This is a genomic window from Rickettsia typhi str. Wilmington, assembly GCF_000008045.1.
GTDB classification, from domain to species: Bacteria; Pseudomonadota; Alphaproteobacteria; order Rickettsiales; family Rickettsiaceae; genus Rickettsia; species Rickettsia typhi.
Genome location: NC_006142.1, coordinates 697,526 through 715,742 on the forward strand (window position 1 = coordinate 697,526; position 18,217 = coordinate 715,742).

Sequence of the window (18,217 nt, forward strand, 5' to 3'; positions counted from 1 at the left end):
AATGACTTTTTTATATCATTATTGCAAGGTCTGATTGCGTAGAGTAGTAAAACTTACTGTAGGCACATAGTGACCTTGAGCATTAGATCCATAAAAATAATAATGATTAGTATTTTGCAAGGCACTAGAGATAGATACGAAGTTGAGCACACAGTAATGCTTAATGATGATTACATAACAATCTGCAATTAATAATCCAATCAATAAAGTTGCTTCACATGGTAAACTAAAATATTATTGATCTTAGTCGGATCAGATTCTTAATTGTGCATTTCGCTATAACCCTTACTACTTGGTACTACAACGACTATCTTCCAGGATCTTTTTGATTATTCCGTCTACTCAAATATACTCAACTTACTTTTTTGATAAAGTATTGCACTTTTCGCTTTCAGAATTAGGGAGTAGAAACTGATTTGCAAGCTGCACTACTAACATATACCAAAACAAGCACAATAAGTCAGAGACTGTGACATATTATAGTTATATTTTTGCTGCTAATAAAGTCGTTCATAACTTATAATTTTATTAAATTACCTTTTCACTACTTTACCTCAACACAATAGTTCATGATATTTTTAGCACTTTCCTCTATCATTTTGTTCTTGTACTCTTGTACATATAAATTAATCTAAAATAAGTAAAATGTAATTAAATTAAATATTAATTTATAAACCTCTACTATAGAAATAGTACAATTCGTACTATTAAATTTAATTTTGTATATTTCAAGAAACATCAAAACATTCTATGTTTCTTGACAAATGCTATGATTTTATCTATATTGATTTGTATTATTAAGAATAAGACACAAGTACTTCAAGCTTAGCACCCGTAGCTCAATTGGATAGAGTATATGACTACGGATCATAAGGTTAGGGGTTCGACTCCTCTCGGGTGCGCCATCATTATTGATTTGTCTGTATTTACACAAATGTAAATTAAAACACATTATAAAGGTAAGATTGTCAGCTTTATAGTGTTAAGTTAGAAAAAACTAATAGCAAAATGATTATGACAATATAATAACGTTACCACGAATCTAACTAATGACGCTAGTCATATATTGAGCTTTTTACCTTCTGCGAAACTTAGCCATTGTAATTATATTTGCTTTTACAAGCTAATATATAAAGAGTCCACATTTTTATTAATTGAGCCATTTTGAATTTAAAGGAGCCATTTTGAATTTAAAGTTTGAGTATTTTGTGTACAATCACAGTTCAGTGATTTATGTCATCTACATATAAAAAAATGATGAGTCACTTAAATATAATGCATATACTAGATCATAAATAAATATGGCATATCCTCAGTGATATTGGTAAACCTAAAGCTATCGCAGTAACATTTATAGCTAAATAAATAAAATGTTAAAGAATAACAAAATATTTTCCTCCAAAAAAATACTTAAACTGATTAATAATGAAAATATAATTTATAACAAGATACAATCGGTACGATAAACACTTCTAAACATATAAAAATATTTTAAATAACTCTTTGTGATTCAAATAACATAACAATTATTACAATAACAATATGTTATTGATAAATAATACCAACTGGACAATGTTAGACATAATCAATCATCGCAAACCAGATATAAATCTTAATCAGGAAATTTCTAATATTACCAATCAAAAATACTATGCCAGTAATACACGCTAAAGACAGTCAAACCTTTAAATATTAGAGAAAGATTTAAAGGTATAAGGTATTTCATGTATATTTAAATAATATTATGTAGTGCAAATGTCTTATGAACATAATTGTTGCATAAATTATAGTGAATACTAGTATTTAGCTTCATCACAATTCCTGTCCAAACAACAACAAAATTTTGTTTAAATTTAAAAAATATCCTTATTCATTGCTTTATTTAATTTTTTCAGCATATAATTGAATTGATCATAAATAATAAGCTATAGATATGAAAAATATTTGCTGTAAATGTGTATTGACTATTTTCTTATATTTAATAAATTTACAAGTAATCGCTACAAGCTTTAATGAAAAAATACCTGTATATTTAAAATTAACGAACGAAAAGATGTTAGCAGGGAAAAATTCGTTAAATATTGATCTTTGCGATTCTAGAATTAAAGAATGGTGTGCAAAGCCTCAAAGAGAGATGGGACTGAACAGGCAAAAAATAAATGAGTACATATCTATTTCACCTGATATTAAAGGGGAGTGGAGATTCGGATGGAATTATAATATAAATTTTATACCCGAAGAAAATTTTTTACCTAATCAAACGTATAAAATTACTATCAAAGATAGTATATTCCCTAATTTTATCAGTTTAAAAAAAAATAATATAAGCTTCACGTCTTTACCACTACTTTCTATGATTAAAGAAATGAATTATCTACAAGATAATATCAATATTTCTCAAAAATTTGTCCAAACAAAAATAGCTTTTAACTACCCAATTGATCCTAAAAGTCTAGAAGAAAGAATAGAGTTCATCAAATCTTCAACTAAAGAGAAATTATCATTTTCGATCAAATTCAATACAGATAAGACAGAAGCTATATCGATTACCAATATACCACCGCTTACAGATAAAAAAGACATAGTATCTATTATTATAAAAGACGGGGTTAAAATATTATATGGGGACGAAATTTTTACGCAAAAAAATGTAGACATTCAAAATAATAAGATGATGCAAAATAATATAAGATATTCTTATAAAGAAAATGTATTAATTCCAAGTCTATCCTCATATTTAAAAATCACTAATAGTACTGCTACAATTGTTAAAGATGATAAACTGAAACCGGAACAGATAATTATAATTACTACAAATACACCAGTTTCAGGTGAAGAGGTAAAAAAACATTTAGAGTTATTTTTATTACCCAAAAATAAACCTCATTTTTTAGGAGTTGCAGGTAAAAAAAACTATAAATGGCAAAGCCCAAGAGAAATAACGGATGATATTCTTAAATTAAGTGAAAAAATAAATTTTGAGCTACTACCTGCCGTCCCAAAAATTACTAATGTACATCACTTCAAAGTAGATACGCTTGCCTCAAGAACTGTGCTTATTAAAATAAAAAAAGGTGTTAGGACATTAGATAATTTAACTCTTGGCTCAGATTACACTCAAATAATACAAATACCTGATAATCCTAAAGAAGTAAAGTTCATGTCAGACGGATCTATTCTCTCATTATCTGGTAAAAAGAAACTCCCAGTATATTCACTTGGTATAGATAAATTATATGTAGAAATTGATAAAATTCATCAGCAAGAAATTAATCATTTAATAAGCCAGACAAATAGATACAATATTTTCCAAAACCCAACTTTCATAAACGAATATTCTTTTAATGAGTATAATATTTCAGATGTTTTCCAAGAAGAGGTAATAGTTAATTCTCAAAATCTCAATTTACCTCATTATACAGATTTAGATTTCAGTAAGTATTTACATTTAGAGCAAGCAGGAAGATATTCTAAGGGACTATTTTTAGCAAAAGTCTACTCTAAAGATAATAATAATAATATTATATCTCAAGATAAAAGATTAATTTTAGTTACTGATCTTGGGTTTATAGTAAAAACTGATAAAACAGGAACACATCATATATTTGTTTCTTATATCAGTAATGGTAAACCTGCAGAAGGTGTAAAAGCAGATATTATAGGACTTAATGGTGAGATATTAGTCAGCAGTAAAACTGATAGCCAAGGACATACTGTTTTATCAAACATACGTGATTTAAATAAAGGAAAAATCCCAATAGCTTACGTGTTAACTACTAAAGATGATTTCTCGTTTATGCCATATAATAGAGTGGATCAACAAGTTAATTATTCTCGGTTTGATATATCAGGGACTGTTAATTCTGAAGAAGGACTAAAAGCTTATTTATTTTCCGATCGCGGCATTTATAGACCAAGCGAGCAAGGCCACATAGGTATTATGCTCAAACAAAATGATTGGCACGGCAAATTTGATGGTTTACCTTTAGGAATACAAGTCACTAACCCTTATGGGAGAGTAATAGATAAAAATAAAATCGTTCTAAATTCAGAAGGGCTTGGTGAATATTTATTCACAACATTTGATGATTCTTTAACAGGCTTATATAATATAAGCTTATATTTAGGTGAGCCAGGAATAAATAATTATCTTAATAGCGTATCTGTCAGAGTTGGAGATTTTCAGCCTGACCGCATGAAAATAAATATAAACTTCAATAACTCAAAAGATACGCTATGGACTCATCCAAAAGACCTTAAAGCAACAGTTAAACTTATAAATCTTTACGGCATTCCTGCAGAAAATAGAAAAGTCAGAGGTTTAATTGATATTAGACCTACAGAGTTTTTTGTTGCCAACTTTAAAGAGTATACATTCTATCGTAGTAAAGACAATAAAGAGTTTTTTAATGAGCATTTAGGAGATGTTACTACGGATTCTACAGGTACAGCAAATTTTGACCTTAACCTTGACAAATATTATAATGCTACTTTTAATCTAACATTTTCTGCAGAAGGCTTTGAACCTGACTCAGGAAGAAGCGTACAGGGCAGTAAATCTCTTATAGTGTCACCTCTTCCTTATATTATAGGTTTTAGAAGTAACAGCAACCTTAAGTATATTAAGAAACAAGTGATTTCAACAATAGAATTCATAGCCATATCCAATAAAGCAAAAAAAGTATCTGCACATAATTTAACTCTTAAGTTAAACAAGATTAATTACGTAAATAATTTAGTATCAGATAGTAATGGTAATTATTCTTACAGTGCAGTACCTGTTGAAACGAATATATCTTCTGATAATGTTAATATCACAGAAAACGAGGGTTATATTTATAACGTACCTACTAACGAAGAAGGTGATTACGTTATTTACCTAACAGATACAGAAAATAGAATCTTTGCTCAAACTGAATTTTCAGTAATAGGTGAAGGGAATGTCACAGCTAATTTAATAAATAAAGCAAATTTAAAAGTTAAACTTGATAAAGGTGATTATAAAGCAGGCGATACTATTCTTTTAAATATTAACACTCCTTATACAGGTTATGGATTAATTACTATTGAGACTGATAAAGTACATAATTTTAAATGGTTTAAAGCTGATAAAAATAATAGTATTCAAGAAATAAAAATACCTGACGGTTTTGAAGGTAAAGGATACGTAAATGTACAATTTATAAGAGACATCACAGATACGGAAATCTTTATTTCACCATTTAGCTATGCAGTACTACCGTTTACTGCAGGAGTGTATAAACATAAAGAAAATATTGAATTAACATTGCTCCCAAAAATTAAATCAGGTGAAAAGTTATCAATTCGTTACCGTACTACTAATCCTTGTAAAATCATAATATTTGCTGTTGATGAAGGCATACTATCATTTGCTGATTATCAGACTCCAGACCCGATTAATTACTTCATGAACGATAAAGCATTAGAAGTACGAACTTCACAAATCATGGATTTAATATTGCCTGAGCATCATTTATTAATGAAATCTTATATAGCATCTCCTCCAGGCGACAGTTTTATAAATGTATCTCGCAACCTTAATCCGTTTAAAAGGAATAGCCAACCTCCTGTAACATTTTGGTCAGGCATTTTAGAATCAGATCTTAATGAGAGAGAAATAACATTCGATATACCAAGCTATTTTAACGGCACTTTAAGAGTGATAGGTATAGCATCAAGCCTTGATACTATAGGAGTTTCTAAAACTGATTTATTAGTGCAATCTGATCTTATTATCAATACAAATTTACCTTTATTTGTAGCTCCAAATGATGAATTTGCAGTACCAATAACAATATTTAATAACCTAAAAGATTCAGGAAATGCTCAAATTTTTTTAAATATTGAAACAAGCGAAGGACTTGAAATATTAGATTATCCTAAAGCAATACAGATAGATGAAAATAATGAAGCTACTATTAATGTTAAATTAAAAGCAACTGATAAACTCGGTTCAGCAAATTTAAATGTTGTAGCGTCTATAAATAACATAAAGACTGATATAACGTCTATGACATTAGTACATAGCTCAGAATTAACTAGCACTACGAGTGTTCGTCCTGCTAGCCCAAATATCACAACGGTTGATACAGGCTTTATTCCAGGCAATAAAGCTAATTTAAAAATCTTGCGTGATTTATATCCTAAATTTGCTAAGTTGCAAATTTCTGCTTCTAAATCTCCTCTTGCTATTATTTCAGGCTTTAAAGATTTTTTAGATAATTATCATTATGGCTGCACCGAACAATTAGTCAGCCAAAATTTTGCCAATGTTTTATTATATAATGAGCAAGAGCTAGTTCAGATTCTTAAAACTGATCGTAAAAAAATGGATGAATCATTATCGAAAATATTTCAAACATTATTGGAACGTCAAAATGATGACGGTGGATTTAGATATTGGAACAATTTTTACGATGATTCTGATCCATTTATTTCTGTATATACTATGCACTTCTTAAACGAGGGAGTCACTAGATATTTAGCTGTGCCAAGTGATATGTTTAACGCAGGTCTTTACTACTTAGAGAATATTGCAAATAGAGAAATAAATTCTTTAGACGAAGCGAGAGAAAAAGCATATGCAATTTATATCTTGACGAGAAATAGTATTATTACTACAAACTATATTGCAAATATTTTAAAATATTTAGATGAATACCATAAAAATACATGGCATGATGATTTGATTAGCGTTTATTTAGCATCTAGCTATAAAATGCTAAAAATGGATGAGGACGCAGATAAATTACTAGATAGATTTACTCTCAATAAACCTATATCAAAAACAAATTACCAATATTATAATCAATTAATAAAATATAGTCAGTATTTATACTTAATTTCTTTACATTTCCCTGAGCGATTAAAAAACTTTGACTCAAAAATTATCCAAGATATCGCTCTTTTTGCAAAAGATAACTACAATAGTCTATCAGCAAGCTATGCAATTATGGCAAGTCTTACCTATGCTGCTAAAATCCATAATGTAGATGAGGCTACTATTAAAGTAACTGATACAGATAAAGTAGTAACGTTAAAAGGTGATAAAGTGATGATTTCTGAGTTGTCATTAGAGAGTAATGAGATAGACTTAACATCATCAAGTAACGGCTTTTTCTATCAGCTATTAACTTCAGGCTATGATAAGCAATTAAAAGGCAATAAAGAGATAGTGCAAGGAATAGAAATAACTAAAAAATATCTCGATGAAAATAATAAAGAGGTTAGTAAAGTAAAATTAGGTGATAATATTACTGTGAACATCACTATAAATTCAGCTAGCAATAAAACCCTGAGCAATATTGTGATACTTGATTTATTACCAGGAGGCTTTGAGCTTTTACAAGATAATAATAATTTAAATATACTAGAACGTCATCAGGAAATAATGATATGGAAACCGATATATATAAATAATCGTGATGATAGAGTAATGATTTTCGGTACTATTTCTGATCAAAAAATGACTTATCGATATAAAATAAAAGCAGTTAATAAGGGAATATTTACAACCACTGCTGTTTACGGTCAAGCTATGTACGACACGCAGACTTACTATCGTGGTAGTATAGGATGTATTATTGTTGAGTAGAATATACTTAACATAACAGTAACTAATATGAAGAAAGCCTAACATATGATGCAGGAAGCATGATATTATACGATTACATATTTAAAGTGTTTCGATCAACACTTGATTATAGCATATATAAAATATGAAAAGTACTAATATTAGAAATATTACACTATCTTACGGTAGAACATAATTTACCTAAAATGGAAAAATGCTTTCAAAAATTATATGCACTTTATCATAATAATTGATGCTGATTTTATATATGTCAGGATATTTTCCTCAAATAGGATGTAATTTAAGCTTTTAAAATAACTAAAATTCTATTGCTACTAATATTAAATAAATTTTTCTCTTGAAGCTGAATTAGTTCAAAAATTGAGATTTAAGATTCGGATGGATATAGGTTTATAATGTCCTTTTGTTTTACAAAAACGAATTTTATAATTAATATTACAATGTGACTATGTGTACCATTTTCTATTCTATGCTAATTATCTATTAGATCTTCTTGATCTTTATGCTGTAACTAATTGTAAAACTTTACTAGAAAATTTACATTTTCTTGTAAAGTTTAGTGAAATTATTAATTTTATAATCATCATATTTAAAATGATACAAAAAATATATAGGATATCATAATGATAATACAACTCACTACTGGAATAATATTTTTTTATTTATGAAAATGAAAATTTAAGATCTCATAACTATAATACATAATATTAATATTTACCCCACAATCGCGTGCAATTTCTCTATAGTCTGCGGTTCTTTTGCAAGTTCTAAAAATATTTCACGCTCATATGTAAGTAATTCTGCTTCACTTATTTCATTATGTTTATCAATAATATTCTGGAATTTATTAAGTACCTTATTTTGTAGATCATTATATTTGGATGTATCTATTTCACTTACTATATTAATTTTAGGTAAAGCAATTTTATGAGGTATTGATACTATTTTGTTAGATACGTTTAGTTTCAAAGCTTCATCTAAAATATAATGCTTGTTCATATTGACTTGCATATTACTTACATCATAATCTGCTTTAAAATAATCAGCTGAACTTGTTTTATTTTGCTCTATAATATTCTTAATATTTCTAATTAATTTAGTTTTATCTCCATTACTTCTAGCAAACATTTCTGTAACACCACTCCATCCTGGTATTAAACCTACTCCAAACTCTATAAGTCCGGCGTTAAGCTCCTGATTTGCAACAATATAGCTTGAGTTTAATAGAAGTTCACACCCACCCCCAAGCGCAACACCACGAGCACAGCTAATAATATGTACAGAGGAATATTTTAAATAACGCATTGTTTGTTGTCCAAGCTTTAATAAATTCTCTAAATTATCAAAATTCCCATCTTGAATATAAGAAAGAATAAGCTTTAAATCCGCACCAGCAGAAAAATTATTTCCTTGTGGGAAAATATAAAGATTTTTTCCATAATTTTCTGCTTTACTTACTGCTTCTTGCAATAAATAAAACACATTATGATTCAAAGTATTCATTTTCGTAGTAATAACAAATATTAAATTTTCACAATAATGTATTAAATTTGCAGAATCATTTGCTAATACTATTGTACTTTCTTGTAAAAAATCTTTTTTAGAATTAAATTTTTGTTTATCAATTTTTTGATATTCTTTACTAGCTAAATATTTAGGTAGTGAAATATTCATTAAATCAGCATTTTTAATTATCGAATTCCATCCATTTTTAACAGCTATAGTCAATAACTCAAACGGTCCATAATGCCAACTATAACCAAGCTTCATAGTAGCATCAATATCGTAGATATTATTAGTCACAGATGGTACTAAGCTTGTTAAATAAATATAAAATTCTGTGATAATCTCACTAAAAAACTTGCTATAAATTGAATCGCTAGCTAACAACTCATCAAGATTATTAAATGAAATATCTACTTTCTGAACAGGGTGATATGATAAATCACTTATATTAATAACTTCTTTAATCTTTTTACCATTTGATACAGATAAACGATAAAATCCACCCTCACCTTTACGTCCAATTAAATTATGCTCTATCATCTTATCAAAAACTTTGGTATTAAAATATATCCTATGATAATCATCACTTTTAGGCAGAGCAGAAAGTAATGAACTTGATATTAACTTCATTACGTCATGACCTATTAAATCATATAAGCCAAAAATTCCGGTATTTGGCAAACCTAAACATCTACTAAATATTTGATCGATTGTAACAAAATCAAGATTTTGAGCTATCGCTTTGTGGGCTACTAACTCAAGTAAAAAACACCCTACTCTATTAGCAATAAAACCAGGTGTATCATTACATTTTATTATAGTTTTACCAAGAATTTTTGTTAAGAACACTGATATTTTCTCTATTACCTCATCCTTGATTGTATTGTCTATAATTAATTCAACCAACTCCATATATCTCGGTGGATTAAAGAAATGCGTAATAATGAACCTGGACTTTATATTATTCGGTAAATTCTCTTTGAGTTTTTTCAGTGGCAATGTAGAGGTATTAGAAGCAATAATTGTGTCTTCTTTAAGATAAGGTATAATTTTATTATATAATTGATGTTTGATGTCTAACTTCTCAACAATAACTTCAATTACTAAATTACATTCTTTAATTAAATCTAAATCATGTTCTAAATTACCTATTGTAATGAAATTTACTTTATCTGGATAAGATAATGGAGGAAGTTTTTGTCTATGCAAATTCTTTACAGCATTTTTTACTATTTTATTAGGATCATTAGAATCTTTATCGAGAATATCAAGCAAAACTACTCGGTGAGAAGAATTAGCAATTAACGCTGCAATTCCTGACCCCATAACTCCTGCACCAATAACACAAACTTTTTTTATTTCATTTTGCATAAATTACTCCCCTAATCCTAAATCTAATAATAAATTGAAGGTCAACTTCAGAAAGAGCAATAAATACACTACACAGAACACAGTTAATACAAGAGTACTTTAGATTTGTAGGATGATCTAGCCAATTATTGAAGTTTGAATATTATTTAGTAATCACAACACTTAAGAACATCACAAACAATGCAACTACTTATAAGCATATTCATTTATAGTAACAATTGTTATAATTATATCATCAACTAATAAAATTTTTTTACTTATAATTATAATATTGTGTGTTAAATTTGATACTACAATCGTAAAATAGTATGATACTTAACATTTTTATTTAGTTTTAAATAACGGATTTTTATCCATAATTTTTACAATCTCCATAGCTAAAATATGAGAAGTGTAATCATCATAATCTCTTAAATCTATTCATATGTAAACTTATGATTAGATCAATATCTGCTATACCTCGTTAATCGATGATATAAAGGCTTAATAAATATTAAGTATCTTGATATTTCTGCTATTTTTCTATGTTCATTTAAATAAGATATATGCTAAAATAATTAAGTTTCCTCATATACTGTAATTATACAGTTGCTATCAACTCTCACTTATTTCAAGAAGTACTACATTTCCACTAATATTTCTGAATAAACTTAAACATATTTGCTGCAAAATATCATTTATAAGATAATTATAGGATAATACCAAAATTCATTCTCCTTGAAGAAGCTTTTTTCTTAGATATACTTTTTCTGTCCGAACTAACTACTGTGCGTTAAATTTTCCTACACTATTATGTACTTATACTTTTAATAATTTAGGGAATTTTTGGCTTATGAATATTAAGAACAACAACAGCGGTACTAGGTATCTGATCTTTCATGATACTATACATTTCCACGTATTGCTATTCAACAAAATAATCTGCTACTGCTTTATTACAGATTGAACTATATAATATCGTTTTTTGTAAGTAAGAGTAAATTCATGTCTTTTGCAAAATTTGCTCTCGTGCTTGTGATATTATAACAATCTATTAATTAACGTAATTAATCAATTTTAAATGTTACAGCTTATAACTCTTCTAAGACTTTGCTATTTATTTTTGCTTTCCTTGCTTTTCAAATAAATCTTTCTTATCTTAATACTTTTTCATATTGATGTTGCAAAATATTTATGTAATTTATTCTTATTGCATGCATTTCGACTAATTTTTACTTCCTACTCTAGTAAAATCCACTCCTAAACTAGTTATAATTACTGAGCTTTATTATACGAGTAATGCATCTAATGATAAAACATTATCCATAATTTATCGTAAAATTGCTTTAGAGCTTGTAGCATTAAACTTTTGCAGTTCAAGAATTTTGAGATTAATTTTATAATTAGTATTCAAAAAATTTTTCAGTATAAAACTTATTGTCCTTGGTCTATTTGAGCAGAAACGACTAACTATAATGACAATTATAGTTAGTCGTGCAACAACTATCATCTCTGCCCCATGGCATAGTTAGTAATCAAATTCTTAATAGGTTTTAAATTATTTATCACCTTAAACCCTATTTGTCTTAAACATCTTAAATTTATGGAATAACTTGAAAAAATACTATTTAATGAATCGGTAAGCTTATACATAATAAAATTATCGTACTGCCTTAGTTTTTGATATTCTTGTAATGTACCATTATTACTAATAATCATACTCAAAATCTCTATATCTTTTATACCTTGATTAAGCCCTTGGCCTGCAAGTGGATGTATGATGTGGGCAGTGTCGGCAATAAGCACTATACGATTATGAAAATATCTGTTTGCTATAAAAGCTTTTAGTGGAAAGCTACTAATCTCACTATCAATAGTAATTTGACCTAAGAAATGACCAGCATTTCTTTGAATTAAAAAATCAACTTCTTTTATAGGAAAATTAATAATTAAATCAGCCTGAACAGAAGAAGTTGACCATATTACGGAAGAGCTATATTGATCTTTTAAAGGTAGTAAAGCAAAAGGACCAAGTGGAAGAAAATGCTCCATCGCACAATTTTCATGCGGCTTTTCATGCTTAACATTAAAAGTCAGAGCAGTTTGATAAGGTTTATCAACTTCATTAGTGAAATAATAAGATCTTACTTTTGAATTTGCTCCGTCACATATAATTAATAAATCACACTTAATTTGTTTATCATTATTAAATTTTATAATAGAATAATTATTATGGCTTATAACTTCTTGATATTGATTATTATCAATTAATGTTATAAACGAATTATTAGTTATTGCTGACAATAATATCTTTTTAAAATCACTATTCTTAATAACATATCCAAGTACAGCATCATTCTCGTTACGTAAATCTAACATTTCTGAAGCTTTATTATCTACAACATATACGTCTTGCATTTCTGCTACAAACTGTTCAAGCTCTTTCCATATCTCAATAGAGAATAAAAATTTTTTAGAATACGGCGTTAAAGCAGTAGTTCTTATATCTTTTAAAAAATCTGGGCTTTTTACCAGTTTACTCTCTAATATAGTAGTTTTTATACCCTTTTGTGCAAAAGACAGTGCAGTTAGCATACCACTTAAACCACACCCTAAAATTACGATATTTAACATCTTATCTATTTCTATTTTTTGACTCATATATAAAATATCTTAAATAACCATTTGTTGCGATAAAACTTAAAAGAAAATAAATAATTGCTATATCAAAATATGAACTATTTCCTGAGTACAAACCTAGACAACAAATAAATAAGCAAGTAATAGTTGTACAACTATTTAGAATCAATAAATTTGTAAAAATATCATTGTTTCTTATAAATAGATAGATTGTTAAGCAAATAAATAATGCAATAATAATTAAAAATATGTTCAGCATAATTTAAAAAACTTATTTTACTGCTAGTAAGAGTTTTTATTGCGTGAATACATAAACACTTTCCTCTTGCCTCATCACTGGATCAAATTTAAAACACTATTTAAAACACTAAATTATTAGTATTTTCATTATTTTATTGACAATTTGTTACAAACACACTAGTGTCACAATGACTACTACAGTATCCATATCCACATAATTCATTATATTTATAACACTACAAACTGTAAATCAAATTAAAAATTTGATATTTTATAGATTTATAAAAACCACAACAACTAACCAAATTTATATAAGACTTCTCATTCTATAATAATTTAGAGGCAAAAAATATTGTGACAAAAATGTTATAAAAAAATGTTGCTTTCTTTTAAATTCAGCATTAACCTATACATATTAGGTTTTTAATATTTTAAAGGTAAATTGTAATGTCACAATTAGATGTTTTAATATTAGACGATGAAGAGAGTATACGAAATCTCATTGCTGCAAATTTGAAAGATGAAGGTTTTAATCCCAAGGTTGCCGCTAATAGTACTCAAGCTCTTAAAATAATTTCTGAAAAACCAGTCTCTGCAGTGATACTTGATATTTGGCTTCAAGGTAGCGAAATTGACGGGCTTGGAGTTTTAGAGATAATTAAAAAACGTTATCCTTTAATACCGGTAATCATTATTAGCGGTCACGGTACTATAGAAACAGCAGTTAATGCGATAAAAATGGGAGCTTACGATTATATCGAGAAACCATTTAATAATGATAAATTAATTATTTTACTTAAAAGAGCTTGCGAAGTAACAAAATTAAAACGTGAAAACATAGATTTAAAATCAAAGGTTATAGATAAAACTGAATTAGTTGGAGGATGTTCAGTAACTTTAAAATATAAAATGGAAATAGAAAAAGCAGCTAGCTCTAGCAGTCGTATAATGATTCATGGTAAAGTCGGTAGCGGCAAAGAACTTGCAGCAAGATTAATTCATAAACAATCTAAGAGAGTTAATAATCCATTTATTATTTTTAGCCCAACCTGCATGACTACAGAAAAAATTAATCAAGAATTATTTGGAGAATCAGAAAAGCAGGAGAATAATAATAAACGTCCTACTATCTTAGAATTTGCAAATAATGGGACTTTATATATAGATGAGGTCAGTAATATTCCTATTCCTATCCAGGTAAAATTATTAAAATTCCTTAAAGATCAAACTATTACAAAACCTTGTGGGAAAAAGACTAAAGTTGATATAAAAATTATTACCAGTACTTCTAAAAATATCCAAGATGAAGTAAATAACGGAAAATTTCTAGAAGATCTATATTATCGCCTTAATGTATTTTCTCTAAAAGTACCTTCATTATATGAAAGAAAAGAAGATATACCACTACTAGTTAAATATTTTGTTAAGCAACTTTCAAAATTTTCAGGTTTAAAAGAACGTCATTTTTCTGATGAAGCTATTACAGCTCTTCAATCCTACGAATGGCCTGGTAATATTAGACAATTACGTAACGTTGTTGAATGGACTTTAATTATGAATCCGTTAACTACAGGTAATAATGAAATTATAAAACCTTATATGATACCTTCAGAAATATTAGCAAATAGTGCTAATCTTACAAAACTTGAAGACAGCTTTGATATGTTATCTATGCCGCTTAGAGAAGCGAGAGAAGTTTTTGAGCGTCAATATCTATCAGCGCAAATGAGCCGTTTTAATAATAATATTTCAAAAACTTCTTCATTTGTCGGTATGGAAAGATCAGCTTTACATCGAAAATTAAAATTATTAAGCCTACATATACCACCAACAAATAAAATAAATGAAGAAGAATATGAGAAAGCAAATGCTTAAAATCATATCAATCATTACTATTTATCTTTTATTAAACAGTTGCTCCGAATCCACACGTGATGTGAATGGATTACTTACGGATAGTCAAAGCACTATAATTCGTGATTATATCATATCACAAAATTCTAAAAATCTTAAAGTGAACCTGAAAGAAAAGTTTGGTTCTAATTTAAAAGGAGTAAAATTAATAGGAATAAAGTTAACAAATGAAGATTTATCAGGGATAGATTTTACTTCTTGCGAAATATTACGAACTGATTTCTCGGGTAGCAATTTAGACAAAGCAATACTGACAAATGCGGTAATTCAAGAAAGTAATTTTACGGATTCAGTAATAAAAAATATTTCAGGTTATAATGCTGATTTTCAAGGTTCAATTTTTAATAATATAACATTACAAAATACAAATTTTGTTCAATCAAATTTCAGTGATACTGCTTTTAATAAAACTACTATAATCAATGTCAATTTTGAAAATTCTAAATTTAGTAATGTATTATGGTGTAACAGTAATATTGACAGCAGTAATTTTCAAAAAACTAACCTAAAAAATAATAGCTTTAAAAATACTAATGTAATAAATTCAATATTTTATGGTACGGATTTAGGAAAAAGTGTAATAAATAATACAAATTTTACTAATAATTATTTTGAATCTAGTGACCTAAGTAACACTAAATTCACAGCAGTAATAATTAAAGATTCTAACTTCACACAAAGTATTTTTAATTCAGTAAACTTTAATAATATCCAAAGTAATAACTCTTTTTTTTCATATGCTTCCTTTGAAGATTCAACATTACAAAATATTAACCTTACTAAATGTGATTTACAAAATAGCACAATTAGTAGTGCAGTTTTAAATCATTTTAAAATCGACAATGCTATATTAAATAATATGAGTTTCAATGATAATACATTTAATAATTTATCAATAAAAAATAGTAATACGAATTTTGTAAGAATTAATAAATCCAAAGGATTGAATATTACTTTAATCAATACTACCTGTAGTAATAATATTTATAGCAATAATGATTTAAAAGAATTTAAAGTCATTAATACTGATTTCAATAACAGTGAAATAATAAACTCAAATTTTACTAATGGACAATTTAATAATGTAAATTTTTCTAAATCTTTAATACAAAACGTAAATTTTACAGACATTAAAATTACTTTAGGCAATTTAAATCAAGTAGCTCTAATAAATGCCAATCTAATAAACACTAATATTATTAATTCAGTCCTTGCTAATTCACAAATAAATAATATTAATTACCAAGCATATTCTAGTTTTATCAATACTAATCTTTCTAATAACATTATTATAAATGATAGTGCGGATAAAATTCCACCGAATAAAATTCTACATAATAATATAGTAATAAATTCTGTGAAAGATTTACAAAAAATATCTAATTTAGCAAATATGAATTTAACAAATTTAAATTTAAGTAATTTAGTATTTAATGGAGTCGATTTTTCAAATAGCATCTTTAAAAAAGCTAACTTAACAAATACAGTAATAAAAAATTCTATTTTAAAAGAGACAAATTTTTCTGCAGCAATACTTACTAAAACAGACTTCTCAAAATCGATATTAACAGGTAGTATATTTAAGTGTGCGAAAATTGATCAGACATTCTTTAGTAATGCCGATTTAACAAATACTGATTTTACTGAAGTAACAATCAAAAATACTACATTTGATAATGCTAATACAAATGGAATAAAAGGATTAGAATAATTTATGCTATAACCGTGTTTTATTGCATTGTTTTGTTTCCACAATATCAACATCACAAGTATTAACAAATGGAATTCAGTTAAAATGATTAATATATTTATAAAAATACATAGTTAATCACGCTACACTTATTCAATAATGACACAAAATTTACCTTTGGTTGATCTTTGAAGATTTTACTTTATTAGTAGGAGTATTAGAAGGTGTAAATGAACTCTTATTTAGAAGACCAGAAGGATTTTTATCCTGCATTCTATTAATCACTTGTTGTGGTTTAAGATTATTTATCTTTTGTTTTCCTGCTATACTTATAGATTTAGTAATTTTTGCAGTTTCTAAAAATATTTCCTTAGGAGTTTGTAGCTTATCAATTTGCTGATAATGTTTTTTAAGAAATTCTTTTTTGACTTTTTCATCAACTCCTTTCAAATCAGTATATGATTTATATAGCTTCTTTAATTCTTTTTTTGATTCTTCTATTTGTTTTTCAGAAGATTTTTGAGAAAGCGATCTAATCGAATTAATAAGAATATTACCTACTTCTTTTATAATATTAACTGCAGGTGTCGCTACTGTCTTTATTCCTTCATAAATTCTACCGAGTCCACTAGCAATAACATCAAATATTTTAGTATCATATGCTTTAGATATAGATGGTGTATCCATAATAATATCTCTAGCTTCAGTTAGATTATTAGCTAAATGTAGTAATACTTTTTTATCATCTAACTCAGTAGAACGATTAGCATATGCACTAACTATATCTGCTTGAGAAGATATAGTATCGGTAATTATTGATTTAGTATCATTAAAAGAAAAATCTATCAATGTTTCTGTTACAGAACTATTTTCTCTTAATTTATCTAATCTATCACGTATTACCTGATCTTTTTGATCATTGAGGTTTTTACTTTTCTGTTCTAATTTAAGCTCAGAGTGCATCTGCTCAATTAAATTGTCTACTTCATTACCAGATTTTTTGTATATATAAGATGTATCTTGAAGCTTTGCCAACCTTTCTTCTAATTCTTCAATTGATGGAGGAATACCTTTAAGTGCAGCTAGTCTTGCTTCTAATTCTTTTATTATTTGATCATCTTGCTCATTCATAGACATATATACCTCTGTAATGATTCTAAATTATTAATAACATAAACTAATAACTGAAATAAAGTATTTTTTAATATGAGCTAAGATATAATAAAATAAAGATACATAATAGACATATAAATCTCAATTTA

General features: G+C 27.2%; 7 protein-coding genes, 1 tRNA gene and 1 pseudogene. 4 read left to right on the forward strand and 5 right to left on the reverse strand.

The window, feature by feature from the left end; genetic code table 11:
* The first annotated feature begins 828 nt into the window (after window positions 1-828).
* Window positions 829-905: transfer RNA gene (locus RT_RS02700), tRNA-Arg, on the forward strand.
* A gap of 1,028 nt (window positions 906-1,933) precedes the next feature.
* The gene (locus RT_RS02705) at window positions 1,934-7,615 is read left to right on the forward strand and encodes an alpha-2-macroglobulin family protein (RefSeq protein ID WP_011190995.1); all 5,682 of its coding nucleotides are present in this window, start codon (window positions 1,934-1,936) and stop codon (window positions 7,613-7,615) included.
* Between the two features lie 714 nt (window positions 7,616-8,329).
* On the opposite strand, the gene RT_RS02710 is transcribed toward RT_RS02705, so the two are convergent.
* From RT_RS02710 to RT_RS04420, 4 genes and pseudogenes are all read right to left on the reverse strand, one after another.
* Window positions 8,330-10,492, reverse strand: coding sequence for a 3-hydroxyacyl-CoA dehydrogenase/enoyl-CoA hydratase family protein (locus RT_RS02710; protein WP_011190996.1), 2,163 nt, complete (start codon window positions 10,490-10,492; stop codon window positions 8,330-8,332).
* 186 nt (window positions 10,493-10,678) lie between these two features.
* Window positions 10,679-10,784, reverse strand: a pseudogene (locus RT_RS04630) (ComF family protein); the annotation flags it as partial.
* A gap of 1,193 nt (window positions 10,785-11,977) precedes the next feature.
* Window positions 11,978-13,132 (reverse strand): 2-octaprenyl-6-methoxyphenyl hydroxylase, encoded by a 1,155-nt coding sequence (gene ubiH / locus RT_RS02715; protein ID WP_011190997.1) that lies wholly within the window; start codon window positions 13,130-13,132, stop codon window positions 11,978-11,980.
* Window positions 13,107-13,370 carry a monovalent cation/H+ antiporter complex subunit F gene (locus RT_RS04420; protein ID WP_011190998.1) on the reverse strand — a complete coding sequence of 88 codons (264 nt, stop codon included), beginning with the start codon at window positions 13,368-13,370 and terminating at the stop codon, window positions 13,107-13,109. The genes ubiH and RT_RS04420 overlap by 26 nt, the downstream gene beginning before the upstream one ends.
* A 428-nt stretch (window positions 13,371-13,798) precedes the next feature.
* On the opposite strand from RT_RS04420, the gene RT_RS02720 reads away from it, so the two are divergent.
* Together RT_RS02720 and RT_RS02725 are read left to right on the forward strand one after the other, a co-directional pair.
* Complete coding sequence (locus RT_RS02720) at window positions 13,799-15,226, forward strand: sigma-54-dependent transcriptional regulator (RefSeq protein ID WP_011190999.1); 1,428 nt, start codon at window positions 13,799-13,801, stop codon at window positions 15,224-15,226.
* Window positions 15,195-16,976, forward strand: a complete 1,782-nt coding sequence (locus RT_RS02725) for a pentapeptide repeat-containing protein (protein WP_044286880.1) — start codon at window positions 15,195-15,197, stop codon at window positions 16,974-16,976. The genes RT_RS02720 and RT_RS02725 overlap by 32 nt, the downstream gene beginning before the upstream one ends.
* A 150-nt stretch (window positions 16,977-17,126) precedes the next feature.
* On the opposite strand, the gene RT_RS02730 is transcribed toward RT_RS02725, so the two are convergent.
* Entirely contained in the window at window positions 17,127-18,092 is a 966-nt protein-coding gene (locus RT_RS02730) for a hypothetical protein (RefSeq protein WP_011191001.1), read from the reverse strand.
* Between the last annotated feature and the right edge of the window lie 125 nt (window positions 18,093-18,217).